Here is a 17,914-nt window from a genome sequence, read left to right as displayed (position 1 = left end):
GCTCATTGCGTCATGGAGGGAGGAGAAACCCATGAAGGTTCTGAAGAAAACGCTTTTGTTTGCTGCAATCGGCGGCAGCCTCTTTGCCACATCCGCCTCCGCCGAGCAGGTCAATCTGACCTGGCAGATGTGGACCGGATCCGACGCCGACACCAAAGGCTGGCAGCACCTGGCCGACATGGTGACCGCCAAATATCCCGATATCAAGGTGACGCTGACGACAACGGGCTGGGTCGACTACTGGACGCGGCTGCCGGTGCTGGCGGCGTCGGGCCAGCTCGCCGACATCGTTTCGATGCAGTCGCTGCGCATGCCGAATTTTTATTCGCTGCTCGAACCGCTGAACGACCGGATCGCGGCCGACAAGTTCGACGTTGGGGCCCTCACCCCCTCGATCATCGGCGGCATGTCCGTCGACAAGCAACTCTACGGCCTGCCCTATGACGTCGGTCCCTGGGTTATCTACTATAACCAGGACGCGCTTCAAGCCGCCGGGATTCCCTTACCGAAGCCGGGCTGGACGCTCGCCGAGTTTACCGAGGCCGCCAAGAAGCTGACGAAGGACGGAAAGTACGGCTTCGGCATCACCCCACAGAACTATTCGGTCCTGGCCTCGGCCTGGGGCGACAAATATGTCAACGATTCCGGCGATCTCGATCTTACCAATCCGAGCGCCATTGCCGCTGCCGAGAGGGTGATCGGCTTTGCCGCCAAGGACAAGGTCGCGCCGCTGGTGCCGTCGAGCGCAGATGCCGGCACGGTCATCCAGGGCCGCTTCTATTCAGGCAATGTCGCGATGTATGTCGACGGTCCATGGTCGATCATCGGCATGAAGGACAAGGTCAAGTTCAAAGTTGGTTCCACCACCCTGCCGCGCGCAGAGGGAGAGCTTACCGCCGTTACGGCGGGCTCCGGTTTCGGCATTGCCACGACGAGCAAGAACAAGGACGCGGCCTGGAAGGCGATCCAGGTGCTGACCAGCCCTGAGGCGCTGCAGTACCTCGCCGAACAGGGCCGTGCGCTGCCGGCGCGTACGGCCTCGCAATCCTCCTGGTACAAGGTGGCGGCCAAGGACATCACCAATGGCGGCGAGGCACTGGATTATTCGCTGGCGCATTCCGTGCCCTATGTCATCACCAACAACTGGGCGGCGGTGGAAAATCTCTTCAACCAGTATTTCCCGCCCGCCTTCGGCGGCAGCGCCGACGCCAAGCAGACGATGGAGTCCATCCAGAGCCTCGCGCAGCAATAGAGCGTGCCGTGCTAGAGCGCGGCGGCAGGAGTTGCCGCGCATGGAGGAAGAGATGTCGGAAAGCGCCGTTGCCGAAATTGCCCTGCAGCCCGGTCAGCCCAGGCGCTTCCTGAAGCCCGAGACGCAGACGGCCATGCTGTTCCTGCTGCCGAGTTTCCTCGGCTTCATGATCTTCATGGCCCTGCCGATCGTTGCGTCGCTGGCGCTCTCCTTCACCAACTGGCAGCTGATCTCGACGCCATCCTTCGTCGGCTTTCAGAATTACATCAAGCTCTTCACCGTCGATCCGGCCTTCTACACCATATTGCGCAATACGCTGTTCTTCGCCGTCGAGTATCTGGCCGTGAATATCATCGTTTCGCTGACGCTCGCGGTCTGGATATCGAGCCTCAAGCGCGGCAAGGCGATCTTTCGGGTGATCTTCTTCCTGCCGACCTTTACCCCGACGATCGCAGCCTCCGTGGTGTGGCTGCTGATCTTCACGCCGGACGGGCTCGCCGACAGCGTCATCCGCTCGCTCGGCCTCGGCCTGCCGAATTTCCTGCTGAGTTCGAGCTGGGCCATGCAGGCGGTCGTGCTCGTCACGCTTTGGGCCAATGTCGGCTACAACGTCGTGATGTTCAACGCCGCGCTCGACCTGGTGCCGAAGCACTATCTCGAAGCGGCGATGATCGACGGCGCCGGTCCCTGGCGGCGCTTCTGGCGCATCCGCCTGCCGCTCATCTCACCGACGATCTTCTTCGCCACCGTCATGACGGCCATTACCTCGCTGCAGGTCTTCGACGAGATCTTCGCCATGACGCGCGGCGGTCCCGGCTCGGCGACGGCGACCCTCGGCTTCGCCATCTATCAGAAGGGCTTCACCAATTTCCAGATGGGTTACGCGTCGGCGCTCGCCTGGGTGATGTTCGTCATGATCATGGCGCTCACCATCCTGCAGTTCCACATGCAGCGCAAATGGGTGCATTATGACGACTGACCCGGCCTCACGGCATCCGCATTCCCAGTCCCGGAACCGGCATCGCATCCTGCGGCGGATCGGCACCTTCGTCAGCTACGCCGGACTGTCGCTGATCGCGCTGCTCTTCCTCTTTCCCTTCTTCTGGATGGTGTCGAATGCGGTGCGCTCCAATACCGAAGTGCTGGCCGTGCCGGTCCGTATCCTGCCCGAGGAATATCAGTGGGGCAATTTCGTCGAGGCACTGGTGTCGCTGCCCTTCGGCACCTTCCTGCTGAACTCCTTCGTCGTCGCCTGCGGCGTGACCGCGATCGTCATCGTGGTCTCCTGCCTGTCGGCCTATACTTTCGCCCGTCTGAGGTTCCCCGGCCGTGAGGGGCTGCTGCTCACCTATCTCAGCACGCTGATGATCCCGCAGGTGATGCTGGTCATTCCGCTCTTCCTTCTGGTCAGCAAGCTCGGTTGGATCAACACCTATCACGGCATGATCCTGCCGGTCGCCTTCTCCTCCTTCGGCACCTTCCTGCTGCGGCAGTTCATCCTCGGCATTCCCAAGGACCTCGACGAGGCGGCGATGATGGATGGAGCCTCGCGCCTGCGCATCCTGGTCACCGTCATCGTGCCGCTCGCCATGCCGGCCATCGGCCTGCTGTCGCTGTTTACTTTCATCGCGCAGTGGAAAAGCTTCCTGTGGCCGCTGATCGCCACCAGCGGGCTCGAAAAGGCCACGCTGCCGCTCGGGCTCACCCTGTTTCAGACGCAGCAGGGCACCGCCTGGAACTACATCATGGCGGGCGCCACTATTTCCATGGTGCCGGGGGTCATCCTCGCCATCGTGCTGCAGAGGGTGATCTACAAAGGCATCAGCGTCGGCTCCGGCTTCGGCGGGCGGTAATAGTGAAAAGGATGATTTGATGCCTTTGCATCAAATCGACTTGATCCAATCCAAATCCAGCCGCTTGGCGGCCTCCCCGCGTTACTTCTCGCTTCCGGCGCGAAAAGTAAAATTTAACCAAAATTTGAAATAACGCGCTTCCATCCGAATTGCGCAGGGGAATTCATGAAAACGGCCACGCTTGCATCCATCGCCTTGGCGATGTCGGTCTCTGTCGCCAATGCTCAGACGATCGGCGTTTCGATGTCCGATCTCGACAAATTCAGGACGGCGCTTCTCAATGGCGTCGTCGCCCACGGGCAGACGGTCTCCGGCCTCAAGCTGGTTACCGAGAACGCCAAGGGCGACAACGAGCTTCAGAAGAAGCAGGTTCAGAAGCTTATCGCCGACAACGTCGACGCCATCATCCTGGCGGTCTCCGATGGCGATCTCGGGCCGCAGATGACCAAGATGGCGGCGGATGCCGGCATCCCGCTGGTTTACATCAACAACGTACCTTCCAACCTGCTTGATCTTCCCGAAAATCAGGTCGTGGTCGCCTCCAACGAAAAGGAATCCGGAACGCTGGAGACGAAGCAGGTTTGTGCGCTGCTCAAGGGCAAGGGCCGCGTCGTCGTGCTGATGGGCGAGCCTTTCCACGCCGCGGCTCGTGCCCGCACGCAGGATATCTCGGATGTCATCGCCACGCCCGACTGCAAGGGCCTGGAGATCGTCGAGCGGCAGGCCGCCTACTGGTCGCGCGATTATGCCGACCAGCAGATGCAGGAGTGGCTTGCGGCCGGCGTCAAGTTCGACGCCGTTATCGCCAACAATGACGAGATGGCGCTCGGCGCGATCCGCGCCATGAAGAAGGCCGGCATGCCGATGAAGGATGTCGTCGTCGCCGGCGTCGACGCGACCGACGATGCGCTAGCCGCGATGGTGGCCGGCGATCTCGACGTGACCATTCTCCAGAGCGCTGTCGGACAGGGTGCCGCGGCGGTCGACGCCGCTGTGAAGCTCGTCAACAAGGAGAAGGTGCCGCGCGAAAACAACGTTCCCTTCGAACTCGTCACGCCTGAGAACATCTCCAAATACCTGCCGAAGAGCCAGTGAGCATAAGAGGCCTATGATGTTGCATTTCTGGAATAAATTCGGCATTCGCGCGCAGATCACTTCCGGCTTCGTGCCGTTGATCTTGCTGATGAGCCTGCTGACCGTCAGCGCGATCTCGGGCATGAACGGGCTTTCTTCGATCTTCGCCTCCTATCGCGCCACGGCCGGCCAGAGCCTCGCCATCTCGGACTACAGTGACCAGCTGCACGAGATCCAGATGTCGGCCGAAGCCTTCCGCACCACGCCGACCCAGGCCGTGGTCGACAGCTTCCGCGCCGGCGTCAAAGCCTTCGAAGCGGACGATCCGCGCTTTGCCGACAACAAGGACCTGCAGTCTGGCCTGGCGACGATCCGCCAGGATATCGCCGCCTATGGCAAGGCTTTCGAGCAGATCGTCTCGCTCCAGGCCCGCCGCGACCTGCTGATCTCCAAGGTCACCGAATTCGGCCCCTGGACCAGCATCGCGCTCAACGACGTCATGCGCAGCGCCTGGCGCCAGAACGACGTCGCCCTTCTGCACATGACGGCCGAGACGCTGGAAGCCCTGAACCGCAGCCTCTATTTCTCCGAACGCTTCGTGCATTCCGACGATTTCGCCGCTTACGATACGGCGCAGACAGCACTTGCCGAAGCGGTGGCGCTCAATGATGCCGCCGCCAAGGCTGCCAAGAACGAGTTGCAGAAGAAGCGCCTGATGGGCGCCGGCCAGCTGATGCAGAACTACACTGCCCGCCTCGGCGACATGAAGGAGGTGCTGCAGGCCTCCGGCAATATCCGGCAGACCCAGCTTAATGTGCTCGCACCGAAGATCGCTGGGGAGTTCCGGGATCTGCAGGCGACGGTGACCGGCGCGCAGAAGACGCTCGACGGTTCGGTGGAAGCAACGGTTGCTTCTGCGACCAGCACGACCCTCGTCATCAGCGGTCTGCTGATCGTCATCGGCCTGGTGCTCTCCTATTTCGTCGGCCGGCTGATTTCCTCGGCTGTCCGGGGCATGGCGCAATCCATGGAACAGCTCGCTCGCGGCGACGACGCTATCGTCATCACCGGCGTCGAGCACCACCATGAATTGGGCGCCATGGCGCGTTCGCTGAAGGTGTTCCAGGAAACGGGGCGCGCCAAGCTGATCGCCGAGGCCAATGCCGAGCGCGCCCGCCTGGCCGCCGAAGAAGAGCGGCTGCGCCAGGAGGCCGAGCGGCTTTCCGACGCGCAGGTGATGGAACATGCCTTCCGACAGATTTCGCTCGGTCTCGATGCGCTCTCGAAGGGAGACCTCTCCGTGCGCGTCGGCGAAGTCGACCATCGCTATGTCAGGATCCGCGATCACTTCAACAGCTCGGTCGCAAGCCTCGAAGAAGCGATCGACTCCGTCATCCGCGCGGTCACGACGATCCGCTCCGGCCTTGCGGAAATCTCCACCGCTTCCAACGATCTCGCCCGCCGCACAGAGCAGCAGGCCGCTTCGCTTGAGGAAACCGTCGCAGCACTCGGTGACGTCACCCGCGGCGTCAACGGAACGGCGGAGGGCGCCAGCCGTGCCCAGGCCGTGGTGGCTACGGCCCGCACCAATGCGGAAAAGGGCGGCGAGATCGTCTCCCGCGCCATCGCCGCGATGACGGAGATCCAGAATTCCTCGTCGAAGATCGGCAACATCATCAGCGTCATTGACGAAATCGCCTTCCAGACCAACCTGCTGGCGCTGAACGCCGGCGTCGAGGCTGCGCGAGCCGGTGAAGCCGGCAAGGGCTTCGCCGTCGTCGCCCAGGAAGTGCGTGAGCTCGCCCAGCGGTCGGCCAATGCGGCAAGAGAGATCAAGGAGCTGATCTCCACCTCCTCGGCACAGGTCAAGACCGGCGTTGAGCTGGTGGGTGAATCCGGTCTCTCGCTCGAACAGATCGTCGAGCAGGTCACGGCGATGAATGCGACCGTCGCCGAGATCGCGGTCGCCGCCCGCGAACAGGCGACCAGCCTGCGCGAAGTCTCGGCCGCCGGCGACCAGATGGACAAGGTGACGCAGCAGAACGCGGCGATGGTCGAGGAAACCACGGCCGCGGCCCAGAGCCTAACGCAGGAAACCGAAAGCCTCGCCGAGCTGCTGCGGCGCTTCAAGACGGGCAACGGCCGGGCATCGGACCACCGCCACTACGCGATGGCGTCGTAACGTCCTGCTAACGCAGCCAAGAGAACGCCGCCGCCTTCAAAGGGCGGCGGTCGCGTCAATGGCCTCCGGCCGCCGGACTGTGCGGCGCGCCGGCGATGCTTCGGCGAACGTGGCGGACCGCCGTCCAGACGGCGAAGAGGACCAACGGGATGGCACCGAGAACGGCGAGCTTCGTCATATGCGGATCGACACCCAGTGCGGAGATGCTTTCGAGGCAGATCTTCGCCAGACCGATGGTGTAGTAAGTGATGGCGATGACGGAGAAGCCTTCGACCGCCTGCTGGATATGCACCTGGATGCGCGCCCGCTCTTCCATTGAGGTCAGCAGTGAGGCGTTCTGATCCTCAAGCTGAACCTGCACGGTGGTTCTGAGCAGGTCTCCGGCGAGGCTGACGCGTTCGGCCAATTCGTCAAGGCGCCGCTCTGCCGCGTAAACCGAGCGGACAGCCGGTTGGAAGCGGCGGTCGATGAAGGTGCCGAGCCTTTGTCTTTGCTCGACCCGCTCTTCTCGAAGCTCCGACAGCCTGCTCGCCACGATTTCGGCATAGGCTTTCGTCGCGCCGAAGCGGTGGCGGGCGAGTGCCGAGAAGTTGAGCACGTCGGAGGAGAGCCTCGTCACCTCGGACAGCAGCGCCTTGTCGACTTTGACGGCGCTCTGCATATGGACGATCAATAGATCGAGGCGCTGGTCAAAAGCGGAAAGCTTCGACACGGTCTCGCGCGCCATCGGCAACGCCAGCAGAGCCATCATCCGGTATGTCTCGATTTCCAGGAAACGCCGAACCATGCGGCCGGTGCGATAGGCGTTGAGGTTGCGGTTGAAGAACAGGAATTCGAGGAAGCCGCTATCGGTCAGTCGAAAGTTCGAATGCACCTCGGCGTCGCCGCCGCCGACCCGCGAAGCGACATAGTCGAGCTTGGGCTTTTCCAGGATGCGCCCGTCCTTTTCGTCACGGACCAGCACGCGCACGGCCGCGATGACCTTGCCGCCAATCTGGCTGCAGCAGGCTCGAAAGGCTTCCGGCGGTTTGCTGCCGGGTTCGGCCGATGCCGGCACGACGAAGGTGAGGGTGAGGAACTCGGTATGGGCTTCCCATTTCAGCCGGCCGTCGCCGACGCGGCCGATGCCGTGGTTGCCCTCGCCGGTCGTGGTGACATCTTCCAATCCCGGCAGGGAACCGGGCGGCGAAGGAGGGCCATTCTCGCCGACGATGGCGACATGCCAGACATCGGTGTCGCCATCGAAGTAGAGCGACGGGCGCGCATGGAGCTCGTTGTGAAGTTCCCTTCGCAGCGGATGCTCAGAGCCGAGTGGCATGGAAATGCACCTCAATGGGCTGGACTGCCGCCGGTTTGCCGGCTTCAGTAAGTTGAGCCTGACGCCGGCGCGCCGCGCAGGCCAACACGCCTATAGCCTCTCGCGAAGGCCGTGTCACGACGCCAAAGAACCATCCGTTCCATCCGCGCCGATCTGCCGCGGCGGCTAGCCGGATCATCCGAGCAAGCGCCAGGCGAGGAGGTTGCCGAGCAGTTGCACGATGCCGCCGGCCGACATTGCGACAAGAAGGGCTGTTTCGTCCTCGTCCAGGATTCCCCACTCCGGTCAAAAACAGTCCGATTTCTTCCGTCATGAAACCGTCGACGAGAACAAGCGGAAAAGGAAAGAGCGTGCCGTACATCCCAAATGGCGTGACGGCCGTTCCGACCATCGCACCGCGGAATACGACAGCGTAGGTGGGGGGCTAAAAAACGATCAGCCACGGCCTGTTCGAGGTCGTGGCTGATGCAGCGCGCAATCTGTGGGAGACAGGCGCGGCCGGTTACTTGTTGGCGGCGAGCGCCACGTTGACCTTGTCGACGTCGGCGCTCATCGCCTTGAAGGTGTCTTCGAGGGAAAGCTCGCCGACGATCAGCTGGCTCATCCGCTGGACAATGAGCTGATAGATGGCGGACGAGCCCTTGAGGCGTTCGAGGTCGCGGGCTGCCTTCGGCGCGCTGTTGCGGGCAGCGAGGAAGACGGCCATGGCGTCCTTGGCGTTCTGGCTCTCGAGCTTGTACTGCGGATCCTTGATGTCGGCGCCGGTCAGGATGACGTAGTTTTCGGCGATTTCACGCTGGACTTTTTCAGAGCCGAGGAACTCGATGAAGGAGGCCACCGCTTGCGGGTACTTGGTGCGCTTGAAGCCGACGATTGCGGTGCCGCCGGGCATCGCATAGCATCCCGCATCGCCGCACGGCGCACTGATCGCCGTCCAGTCGAAGGCGTCGCCGATCTTCTTCTGGAACGGATTGACCATCCAGTTGCCGGCGAGATAGGTCACGACATTGCCGTTGACGAACTCGTCACCCATGTTCTTGTACTGGGTTCCGCCGGCCGCACCCCACATTTCCTTCGGGAAAGAGCCGTCCTTCGTCCAGTTGTAGAGATCGGTGATGTAGTGCTTGGCGGCATCGTCGGGGAAGGAGAACTTGCCATCCTTGACGTAGTTGGAGCCGTAGGAGAAGGCCGCGCCGGAGAAGCGGTGGCCTGAGCGGTCCATCGTGAACGGGATCTGGGCGCCGGTCGCCTTGGCGACGCGCGCCGAGGCTTCGACGATGTCCTTCAGCGTGGCGGTCGGCTTCGGAAGCGGTTCCTTGGCCTGTTCGAACAGCGTCTTGTTGACGAAGGGCAGGTTGAAGGTCTGCGAGGCGACGTAGCCGTTGATCGAATTCGGATCGTTGACGCCGGGGAAACGAAGCGTGTTCAGGCTGTCGCCGTGCAGCTTGGCAAAACCGTCGGGATCCTTCATCAGCGGCCGCATGTCGAGATAGTAGGGCGCCAGCTGCCAGTCGGTGATCTTGGCGACGTCAGGACCTTCGCCAATGGCAAGCTGCACCGGCAGCTGCTTGGCAACGGCATCATAACCCGAGGAGACGAAGTTCACCTTGATGTCGGGATGCGCCGTCTCGAATTCCTTGCTCAGCGCTTCCATCCGCTCGACATAAGCCTGGTCGTCGTCGGTGAAGAGAAAGGTGATCGTCTGGGTTTCGGCCATGGCCACGCTGGACCAGGCGAAAGAAACGGTGGCCAGCGCCAGTGCGAAAGCCCCTGAGAGATAGGTTTTCATTTTCATCCTCCCATGAAAACATTTTCATAAATCGACGGCCTCAGCCATCGATAAGTGAATTTCATATACTTGACATTCATGCCGTCAAGCTATTTTCTAAGCGAATAGCGATGTTTCTGAGCAATTTTCAGAAATAACGCGCAAAAATCACGTAATGAAAATATTTTCATAAGATTGCGGAGGAGGCGATCTGTGGAAACGGAAAGCATCAAGCAGCCGGACAACATGGCGCCAGCCTACAGCGTGGCCGAGGGGCAGACGATCACGGCGTGGGCCGTTTCTGCCCTCATCGAGCGCTATTTTCCCGGCGAGCCGGCCCCGGCCGAAGATCGCGTGAACTATCGTTTCATCAACGGTTTCGTCGATGTCGGCGACCTGCCGTGCCGCAAGGCCTTCTGGTCGACAATGGTCGGGCGCGAGCTTGCTCCCGACACCTCATGGTCGACCGAAAGCCTCTATCTTCCCGGCTCGAACCGCCGTGTCGAATTCACCAGCTTCTGGCATGTGCCCACACATGTCAGGCGATGGCTGAAGGGCACGTTCAGGACGGAAGCGCCGCGCACGCTTAATCTCGCGCTCAAGACCTGCGGCGGTGTCCGCATCTGGGTCAACGGCCAGGAAGCGGTGCGCTTCGAACCCTTCAAGCGCAATAGCGAGAGCGCAACCGAGATAGCGCTGCGGCTGGACGCCGGTGACAACGAGATTCTCGTCCATACCGAAGATCTCGCCGAACGCGATACGACGTGGTTCTTCGAGCTCGAAATGCTGGACGAGGAGCCGCTCTGCGTGCTGCTGCCGGTATCGCTCGATCAGGATGAGGTGAGGGAGCTGGAGGCGCTTTCGCGAGGCGTGCGCCCGGCGCGGGACGTCTTCGTCAGAGAGCCGCTGGAGATCATCTTCGATACGGCGCCGGAGCGCGACCTGCCGGTGGAGCTCAAAGTGGTCGGCCATGGTCACGAACGACCGGTTCTTGCCCATGCGAAACTGACCCTGCACGCCGGTCAGAACCGGCTGACGGCAGACGATGTCTGCGCCATCGCGGACGGTTATCACGGCATCCACATGACGATCGGCTCCGGGCCGGGCTCGGTCACCCGCGTCATCGACGCCGCCTTCATGGGCAGCATTTCGCCATTGCCGGCAGAGGCATCGCTTTCCGCCCGCAAGCGGCAGGCGTTGGAATACAGCGCTCGCTTCGGCGCCAATCGCGCCGGCCGCCTGATTGCCATGATGGAAACCGGCTACGACGACCAGGAAAGCTTCGACCGCATCGTCGATGCGACGCTCGCCTCCATCGATCAGCGCGAGGATTGCTCCGATTTCATCATGGTGCCGCTCCTGTGGCTGCTCGGCGCCTATGGCGACCGCATGCCGAAGGCCACGGTCGAGCGCATCCGCCATTCCGTTCTCTCCTACCGATATTGGGTCGACGAGCCCGGCAATGACGCGATGTGGTTCTGGAGCGAGAACCATGTGCTTTGCTTCCATACCAGCCAGCTTTTGGCGGGACTTCTTTTGCCCGGCGAAGTGTTCTCAGCCTCGGGCCGCACAGGACGCCAGCAGGCGGAACTTGCCACCGAGCGCCTCGGGCGCTGGTTCGACAGCGTCGAAGCCCATGGTCTGGCGGAGTGGAACTCGGCCGCCTATTACCCGATCGATTTCATCGGCCTGCTGGCGCTGGAGCGCTGGGCGGACAGCGGGATGGCCGATCGTGCCCGGGGCCAGATCGATCTCATCTTCCGCATGATCGCCCTTCATACGCTTGCCGGCGTTCCGGTCGGATCGCAGGGGCGCGCCTACGACAAGGAACTGCGCGCCGGCCCGCTGACCGAACTTGCGCCCTTCGCCCAGGTCGCCTTTGGCACGGGCTGGCTCAACAATGGCGTGGCGGCGCTGACCATGTTCTGCGCCGGTGACTATGAGCCGCCGGCCGATCTCGCCGAGCTTACTTCGCTTTCGCGGGGGAGAAGCGTCGAGGCCCGCTACAGTCAAGGGCTGGAGAGCGGAAAGCTCGTGCTCTTCAAGAACGAGGCCGCGCAGCTTTCGACCGTGGTCGATCACAAGACCGGCCGGAAGGGGCATCAGCAGCACGTTCTCGATATCCGGCTCGCCGGCCATCCGATGGCGAGGCTCTGGGTCAACCATCCCGGCGAAGACGATCCGTGGGGCAATCAACGGCCGTCCTATTGGGCCGGCAACGGCATCCTGCCGCGTGTCGCCCAGCATCGCGACGTCGCCCTTTTGATCGAGGACACGGGCGATGCACGGCATGCCTGGACGCACGCCTATATCGGCCGAGACGGGCTCGACGATCTGATCGTCGAAGACAAATGGCTGATCGCCCGGTCGGGCAGGGGATTTGCCGCTCTCTGGGGCTCGAATGGCCTGGAGCTGATCACGGACGGCCCGACCGCCGGCCGCGAGGCGCGCTCGCATGGATCGCTCTGCGGTTGGGCGGCCATCGTAGCATCCGGCAATGACGATGCTTTCAAAGCCTTCATCGAGCGCCTGTGCCAGACGGCGGTGTCCTTCGATCCGACGCTTCGGCGCCTTTCCCTGACGCCGCCGGGCGCCCCGGCGATCGCTCTTTCCTATGCCGACGGTCTTTCGATCGCCGGCAATCCCCGGCCGTTCACGCATGAACAGCCGCATCCGATCCTCACCCACGACAGCGCCGCGTCCCAAGCCGGCACTGACGGGCCGTTCTACTGCTAAAACATAGGTCTCCAGCATGAACACAGCATCTGTCGACAACGCCGCCCTCCTGACGACGATCGATCGCGTGGCGACGGCTTTCAGCCGACTCAGGGGCATCAAGGAAGGTCTCGTGACGGACAATGCCGCCTCCGGCATCCAGTTCGACGAATGGGACTGGGAAGTCGGCGTCGGCCTTTATGGATTTCTGCGGCGCGCGATTTCCGCCAACGACCAGAAGGCGCTGCACGAGCTCGTCACCTGGTACAGCGCCCAGATCGAACGCGGTATTCCGCCGCGCCAGATCAACAGCACGGCGCCGATGCTGCCGCTCGCAATCCTCGTTCAGCATGTCGATCGCCCCGATTTTCGCGCCCTCGTCGAGGACTGGGCCGACTGGCTCATCAAGGAACTGCCGAAGACCGAGGACGGCGGCTTCCAGCACGTCTGCAAGGAGCGCGTCAACGACGGCGAATTGTGGGACGATACGCTGTTCATGGCCTGCCTCTTCCTTGCCCAGGCGGGCGTGCTCTGCGAGCGCAAAGACTGGATTGACGAAGCCGTCTATCAGTTCGTGCTCCACACCCGCTATCTCTCCGATCCGGTGAGCGGTCTCTGGTATCATGGCTGGACCTTCAACGGCCGGCACAATTTCGCCAATGCCTTCTGGGCGCGCGGCAATGCCTGGATCACGGTCGCTATCCCCGAACTCTTCGATCTCGTTCCGACGCTCGGCGAGAAGGACCGGCGTTTCCTGTCGAACGTCCTCGTCAGCCAGGTGCGCTCCCTGAAGGCATACCAGCGGCCGGACGGCATGTTCACGACGCTTCTGGACGATCCGTCCTCGCCGCTCGAAACCTCGGCAACGGCTGGCATTGCCTATGGCATGTTGCGCGCCATCGATGCCGGCATTCTCGACGAGAGCGACAGGGTCCATGCGGAGCGCGCGCTCAAGGCGGTGCTGGCGCAGATCGACGACGAAGGAGTCGTCCACGGCGTTTCCGACGGCACGCCGATGGGCCATGACCTCGATTTCTACCGGCGCATCCCGAACCTGCCGACGCCTTACGGCCAGGCGCTGACCATGCTGCTGCTGACCGAAGTTCTGATTGAGAACGGCCGCCGCCAATGAGCGCTCCCTCCCTTGTCGCGATTGAGGCGCTCGACAGCGACAATACCGACCGTCTGCAGGCGGCGATCGATGGCCTTTCTGCTTCCGGCGGCGGACGCCTGGAGCTCCTGGCGGGCATCCACATCTGCCGGGGCCTCCGGCTGCGCTCCGGCGTCGATCTGCACCTTGCCGCCGGCGCGGTGCTACGTCCCGTTCCAGATTATGCCGCTTACGCGGATACGACGGTTTCGGTGATCGCCGAGAAGTCGGATCGCGGCATGATCGTCGCGCGGGACGCGCGGCGCATCGGCCTGACGGGGGAAGGGCGCATTGAAGCCGGCTGCGAAAGCTTCATCACAGGCGATGACGAGACGATGGGAACTTTCATTCCGGCCGAATTCCGTCCCCGCGTCGTCGTCTTCGCAGGCTGCGACGAGGTCGAGATCAGTTGCGTCACCATCAGCCGCTCGCCGATGTGGACGCTGCATTTCGTCGACTGCACCGATCTCACGGTCCGCAATGTGACGATCGAAAACGACCGCCGCCTTCCCAATACGGACGGCATCGTGCTCGACGCCTGCCGCGGCGCCGTCATCGAGGATTGCGCGATATCGACGGCCGACGACGGCATATGCCTGAAGACGAGCATCGGTCCTCAGGGAGTCGCCATCGGCCGGTGCGAGAACATTCTCGTGCGCCGCTGTTTCGTTCAGAGCTTGAGCTGTGCGTTGAAGATCGGCACGGAAACGCATGGCGACGTTACCAATGTCCTGTTCGAGGATTGCACCGTCTCGTCTTCCAACCGGGCGCTCGGCATATTTTCCCGCGACGGCGGCCGGATCTCGAATGTGAGGTTTTCCAGAATTTCGGTAGAGTGCCGTGAAACGCCGGATGGTTTCTGGGGCTCGGGGGAGGCGCTGACCGTCAATGTCGTCGACCGTATCGCCCAACGCCCCGCAGGCGCCATCGAGAACCTGATCGTCGAGGATGTGACCGGCCGCATGGAAGGCGCGATCACCATCATCGCTGCGGCGCCGTCAGGCATCCGGAACGTGTCGCTGGCCCGTATCACCGTCGACCAGCAGCCCGGAGAACTCGGCACGGGGCGGGCCTACGATCTGCGCCCGACGAATGCCGACCTCGCGCCGAAGGCCGATGGCGGCGGGCGTGCCAATGCCTGGACCCGCGGTTCGGACGGGCGGGTGATCGGCCTGCAGGACTATCCCCGGGGGATGCCGGCCGTCTACGTGGCCGATGTCGCCGGGATATTGATGAAAGAGGTGCGGATCACGAGGCCGACACCATTGCCGCAAGGCTGGAACGAAAACGACGTCGTCTTCGAAACGGCGGCACCTGATGGGAGTGGGGCATGGCAGAACTGAAACTTTCCACCGTCAACAAGTCGTATGGCGCCGTCAAAATCCTGCATGACGTCGAACTCGACATCAAGGACGGCGAATTCGTCGTCTTCGTCGGTCCGTCGGGGTGCGGCAAGTCGACCCTTTTGCGCGTCATCGCTGGCCTGGAGGAGGTGACATCAGGCGCAATTGCGATCGGCGGACGCGACGTCAGCGCGCTGTCGCCGGCCGAGCGCAAAATCGCGATGGTCTTCCAGTCCTATGCGCTCTATCCGCATATGAGCGTACGCAAGAACCTCGCCTTCGGCCTGGAAAACCTGAAGTTCAAGCGCGCCGAAATCGAAGCGCGCATCGCCGAAGCCGCGAGGATGCTGGCGATCGAACCCTATCTCGACCGGCGTCCGAAGCAGCTTTCGGGCGGCCAGCGTCAGCGTGTGGCGATCGGCCGGGCGATCGTGCGCGAGCCCGACATCTTCCTCTTCGACGAGCCGCTGTCGAACCTCGACGCGGCGCTGCGCGTCCAGACCCGGGCCGAGATCACCAAGCTCCATCGAGACATCAAGACGACGATGATCTACGTCACCCACGACCAGGTCGAGGCCATGACCATGGCCGACAAGATCGTCGTTTTGCGCGCCGGTCGGGTCGAGCAGGTCGGCACACCGCTGGAGCTCTTCGATCATCCGCGCAATCTCTTCGTCGCCGGTTTCCTCGGCTCGCCGCGCATGAACATCATCAAGGGCAGGGTCTCGGGCGTCGGCGAAAACGGCGTCGTCATCGATGTCGGCAATGGCGGCACGATCGTCAGCAATGTCGATCCCGCCGGCATTGCGGTCGGTCAGGCGGTTGTGGCAGGTATCCGGCCCGCGCATTTCACCCGATCCGGCGAGCGGGGCCTGCCGTTCGTCGTGCAATATCACGAGGGGCTCGGGACCGAGACCTATGTCTACGGCAATCTAGCCGGGCAAGATGACCAGATCATCATCCATGAAGCCGGCCATTTCGCGCCGGTTTCGGGCGACCGTATCTTGATCGATGCCGATCCGGCCCGCGTTCATCTGTTCGATCCCGAAAGCGGCCTGGCCTTTGGCAGACGGTCCGGGCAGGGGAGGCGCTGACATGGCAGAGATCACGGCCGGTACATTGCTGTCTCAGACAGGCGAAACGGCGATGAGGGTGGTCGAGGCGCCCATGAATGCGATCGAGCGTCTGTTCGGCCGCAAGCGGATGCCATGGCTGTTCCTGGCGCCGAACCTCATCCTGTTTGGAATCTTCACGTTCCTTCCCATCGCGATCGCCGTCGGCTACGCCTTCACCGGCGGCACCAATCTCTTCGTCTCCGACCGGCCGTTCGTCGGTCTCGACAACTTCCGCACCCTGCTTTCCTGCGGCAATTACCTTCAGCCTGGAACCTGCCAGGAATCGCTGTTCTGGACTGCGGTGTGGAACACTCTTTGGTTCGTGGCCTTTAATGTCGTCGCTACATTGCTGGTGGCGCTGATCACGGCGTTGATCCTCAATCGGGCGATCTTCGCGCGTGGCTTCTTCCGGGCGATGTTCTTCTATCCCGTTCTGCTGTCGCCCGTCGTCATCGGCCTGATCTGGAAGTGGTTCCTCGATCGCAACGGCCTGCTGAACGCCTTCTTCCAGATGCTTGGCGTTCCCCCCGAGATCTTCCTGCTCGATGTTGGCTGGTCGCGCTTCTTCGTCGTCGTCGTGTCGGTCTGGTTCCATATGGGCTTTTACACGCTGATCCTGCTCGCCGGCCTCCAGGCGATCCCGAAAGATCTCTATGAGGCCGCGTCGATCGATGCCGCTTCACCGCGCCGCACGCTATTCAGGATCACGCTTCCGCTTCTTGCCCCGAACCTGCTTGTCGTGTTCATCCTTCTGATGATCAAGTCGGTGCAGATCTTTGACGAGGCCTGGGTTCTGACCAATGGCGGCGGCCCAGGCACGGCCAACAGCTTCATCGTTCAATATATCTATCAGATGGCCTTCGGCAGCGATCTGCGCCTCTTCGGCCTTGCGTCGGCCGCATCGGTTCTCATGGGTCTGGTGCTTCTGGTTCTCACCCTCATACAGCTGCGCCTCGGCAAGCGAATGGAGTCCTGAGATGAACAGCTCTATGAACCCAATCCACTTCATGACACGCACACGTCGGGCCGGACGCATCGATATCACCGATATTTTGTCATGGGTCTGGCTGATCGGCGGAACGTTCGCCGTGCTCACTCCCGTCGTCTGGGCAGGCCTCTCCTCGCTGAAGCCGGCGGCCGAGATCACCCGCTTTCCGCCGTCGCTGCTTCCCCGGGCCGCCGTGGAACAGACCGTGCCCGGATTCGACAAGCCGCTCAGCCTTTGGAACATCACGATTGACGGCCAACAGCGTGAAATGGCCATGATCAGGCGCATCGGTCTCAAGGCGCAAATGGTCGACCCCGCAAATCCGGGGCAACCGGTCGGTGTCGACGTGAAGGGGATCACGCCGGTGCAGCATCTGACCGTTGCCACCGAGAACTACACCGATCCGCTGACGCGCTTCAACTTCCTGACGTTCCTGAAGAACTCGGTCTTCGTCACCGTGGTTGCGACGCTGCTGACGCTTGTTGTCAACGCCATGGCTGCCTTTGCGTTGTCGAAATACAAATTTCGGGGCGACACGACTGTGTTCGTCATCATCATCTCGACCTTGATGATCCCGCTCGCCGTCGTCATGGTCCCGGCCTATCTCGTCATCGTCGGGGTCGGGCTCGCCGACAATCTCTGGGGTGTTATCCTGCCGACCGTCGCCTCGCCGACGGCCGTTTTCCTGCTGCGGCAATATATGCTGACCATACCGGACGAGCTGATCGAGGCGGCGCGCGTCGATGCGGCGAGCGAATTCTGCATCTTCTGGCGGATCATCCTGCCGCTGACGGCGCCGGCGCTTGCGGTGCTGGCGATCTTTTCCGTGCTCTGGCGCTGGAACGATTTCCTCTGGCCGCTCATCGTCCTCAACAGCCGCGAGAATTTCACCTTGCAGGTCGGCCTGAACGCCTTCCAGGGGGAGTTCTCGGTGCAGTGGCATTATATCCTGGCGATGACCTTCCTCAGCCTGCTGCCCGTCACGGTCGTCTTCCTGTTCCTGCAGAAATACATCACCACAGGCATTGCCGGTACGGGAATGAAGTGAACGAATCCTGGCGCGCAGCCCCGATTGGGGTCGAGATGAGGAAACCTCCCAAGCATTGAAGACTGCCTTCCCATCTCATCGCGCCGGCTGAAGCGCACCGCATCTGGT

At 62.3% G+C, this 17,914-nt stretch carries 13 protein-coding genes; 11 read left to right on the top strand and 2 right to left on the bottom strand.

Going from position 1 to position 17,914, the window contains the following annotated elements; translation table 11 throughout:
- The first annotated feature begins 31 nt into the window (after positions 1–31).
- The 5 genes from AMK00_RS29010 (at position 32) to AMK00_RS28990 (ending at position 6,361) form a co-directional block, all read left to right on the top strand.
- Positions 32–1,252, top strand: a complete 1,221-nt coding sequence (locus AMK00_RS29010) for an ABC transporter substrate-binding protein (RefSeq protein WP_064812702.1) — start codon at positions 32–34, stop codon at positions 1,250–1,252.
- A 52-nt stretch (positions 1,253–1,304) separates the two neighbouring features.
- Positions 1,305–2,231 (top strand): carbohydrate ABC transporter permease, encoded by a 927-nt coding sequence (locus tag AMK00_RS29005; protein WP_064812700.1) that lies wholly within the window; start codon positions 1,305–1,307, stop codon positions 2,229–2,231.
- The gene (locus AMK00_RS29000; RefSeq protein WP_064812698.1) at positions 2,221–3,105 is read left to right on the top strand and encodes a carbohydrate ABC transporter permease; all 885 of its coding nucleotides are present in this window, start codon (positions 2,221–2,223) and stop codon (positions 3,103–3,105) included. Before AMK00_RS29005 ends, AMK00_RS29000 begins: the two co-directional genes overlap by 11 nt.
- Before the next feature lie 165 nt (positions 3,106–3,270).
- Entirely contained in the window at positions 3,271–4,200 is a 930-nt protein-coding gene (locus tag AMK00_RS28995) for a substrate-binding domain-containing protein (protein ID WP_064812696.1), read from the top strand.
- A gap of 16 nt (positions 4,201–4,216) precedes the next feature.
- Complete coding sequence (locus AMK00_RS28990; protein WP_064813201.1) at positions 4,217–6,361, top strand: methyl-accepting chemotaxis protein; 2,145 nt, start codon at positions 4,217–4,219, stop codon at positions 6,359–6,361.
- A 55-nt stretch (positions 6,362–6,416) separates the two neighbouring features.
- Here the strand turns inward: AMK00_RS28990 and AMK00_RS28985 are convergent, their stop codons facing one another.
- Entirely contained in the window at positions 6,417–7,679 is a 1,263-nt protein-coding gene (locus AMK00_RS28985; protein WP_064812694.1) for a DUF3422 domain-containing protein, read from the bottom strand.
- Positions 7,680–8,181: 502 nt separating this feature from the next.
- Entirely contained in the window at positions 8,182–9,468 is a 1,287-nt protein-coding gene (locus tag AMK00_RS28980) for an ABC transporter substrate-binding protein (RefSeq protein WP_064812692.1), read from the bottom strand.
- Between the two features lie 192 nt (positions 9,469–9,660).
- Here AMK00_RS28980 and AMK00_RS28975 point away from each other — a divergent pair, with 192 nt between their 5' ends.
- From AMK00_RS28975 to AMK00_RS28950, 6 genes are read left to right on the top strand one after another with little or no spacing between them, the layout of a single operon-like run.
- On the top strand, positions 9,661–12,183 hold the full coding sequence (locus AMK00_RS28975) for a hypothetical protein (protein ID WP_064812690.1): 2,523 nt from the start codon (positions 9,661–9,663) through the stop codon (positions 12,181–12,183).
- 16 nt (positions 12,184–12,199) lie between these two features.
- Positions 12,200–13,294, top strand: coding sequence for a beta-galactosidase BglB (bglB, locus tag AMK00_RS28970; RefSeq protein ID WP_064807604.1), 1,095 nt, complete (start codon positions 12,200–12,202; stop codon positions 13,292–13,294).
- Entirely contained in the window at positions 13,291–14,655 is a 1,365-nt protein-coding gene (gene pglB / locus AMK00_RS28965) for a polygalacturonase PglB (RefSeq protein ID WP_064812688.1), read from the top strand. Before bglB ends, pglB begins: the two co-directional genes overlap by 4 nt.
- Positions 14,643–15,749, top strand: a complete 1,107-nt coding sequence (locus AMK00_RS28960; RefSeq protein ID WP_064812686.1) for an ABC transporter ATP-binding protein — start codon at positions 14,643–14,645, stop codon at positions 15,747–15,749. Before pglB ends, AMK00_RS28960 begins: the two co-directional genes overlap by 13 nt.
- 1 nt (position 15,750) lies before the next feature.
- Complete coding sequence (locus tag AMK00_RS28955) at positions 15,751–16,746, top strand: carbohydrate ABC transporter permease (protein ID WP_011428599.1); 996 nt, start codon at positions 15,751–15,753, stop codon at positions 16,744–16,746.
- Positions 16,747–16,759: 13 nt separating this feature from the next.
- Positions 16,760–17,806, top strand: a complete 1,047-nt coding sequence (locus AMK00_RS28950; protein ID WP_189637657.1) for a carbohydrate ABC transporter permease — start codon at positions 16,760–16,762, stop codon at positions 17,804–17,806.
- Positions 17,807–17,914 lie beyond the last annotated feature (108 nt).

Source organism: Rhizobium sp. N621 (assembly GCF_001664325.1).
In the GTDB taxonomy this organism is placed as follows: domain Bacteria; phylum Pseudomonadota; class Alphaproteobacteria; order Rhizobiales; family Rhizobiaceae; genus Rhizobium; species Rhizobium esperanzae.
Note: the sequence above shows the minus strand (reverse complement) of the source record. Positions and strands in the feature narration are given on the sequence as shown.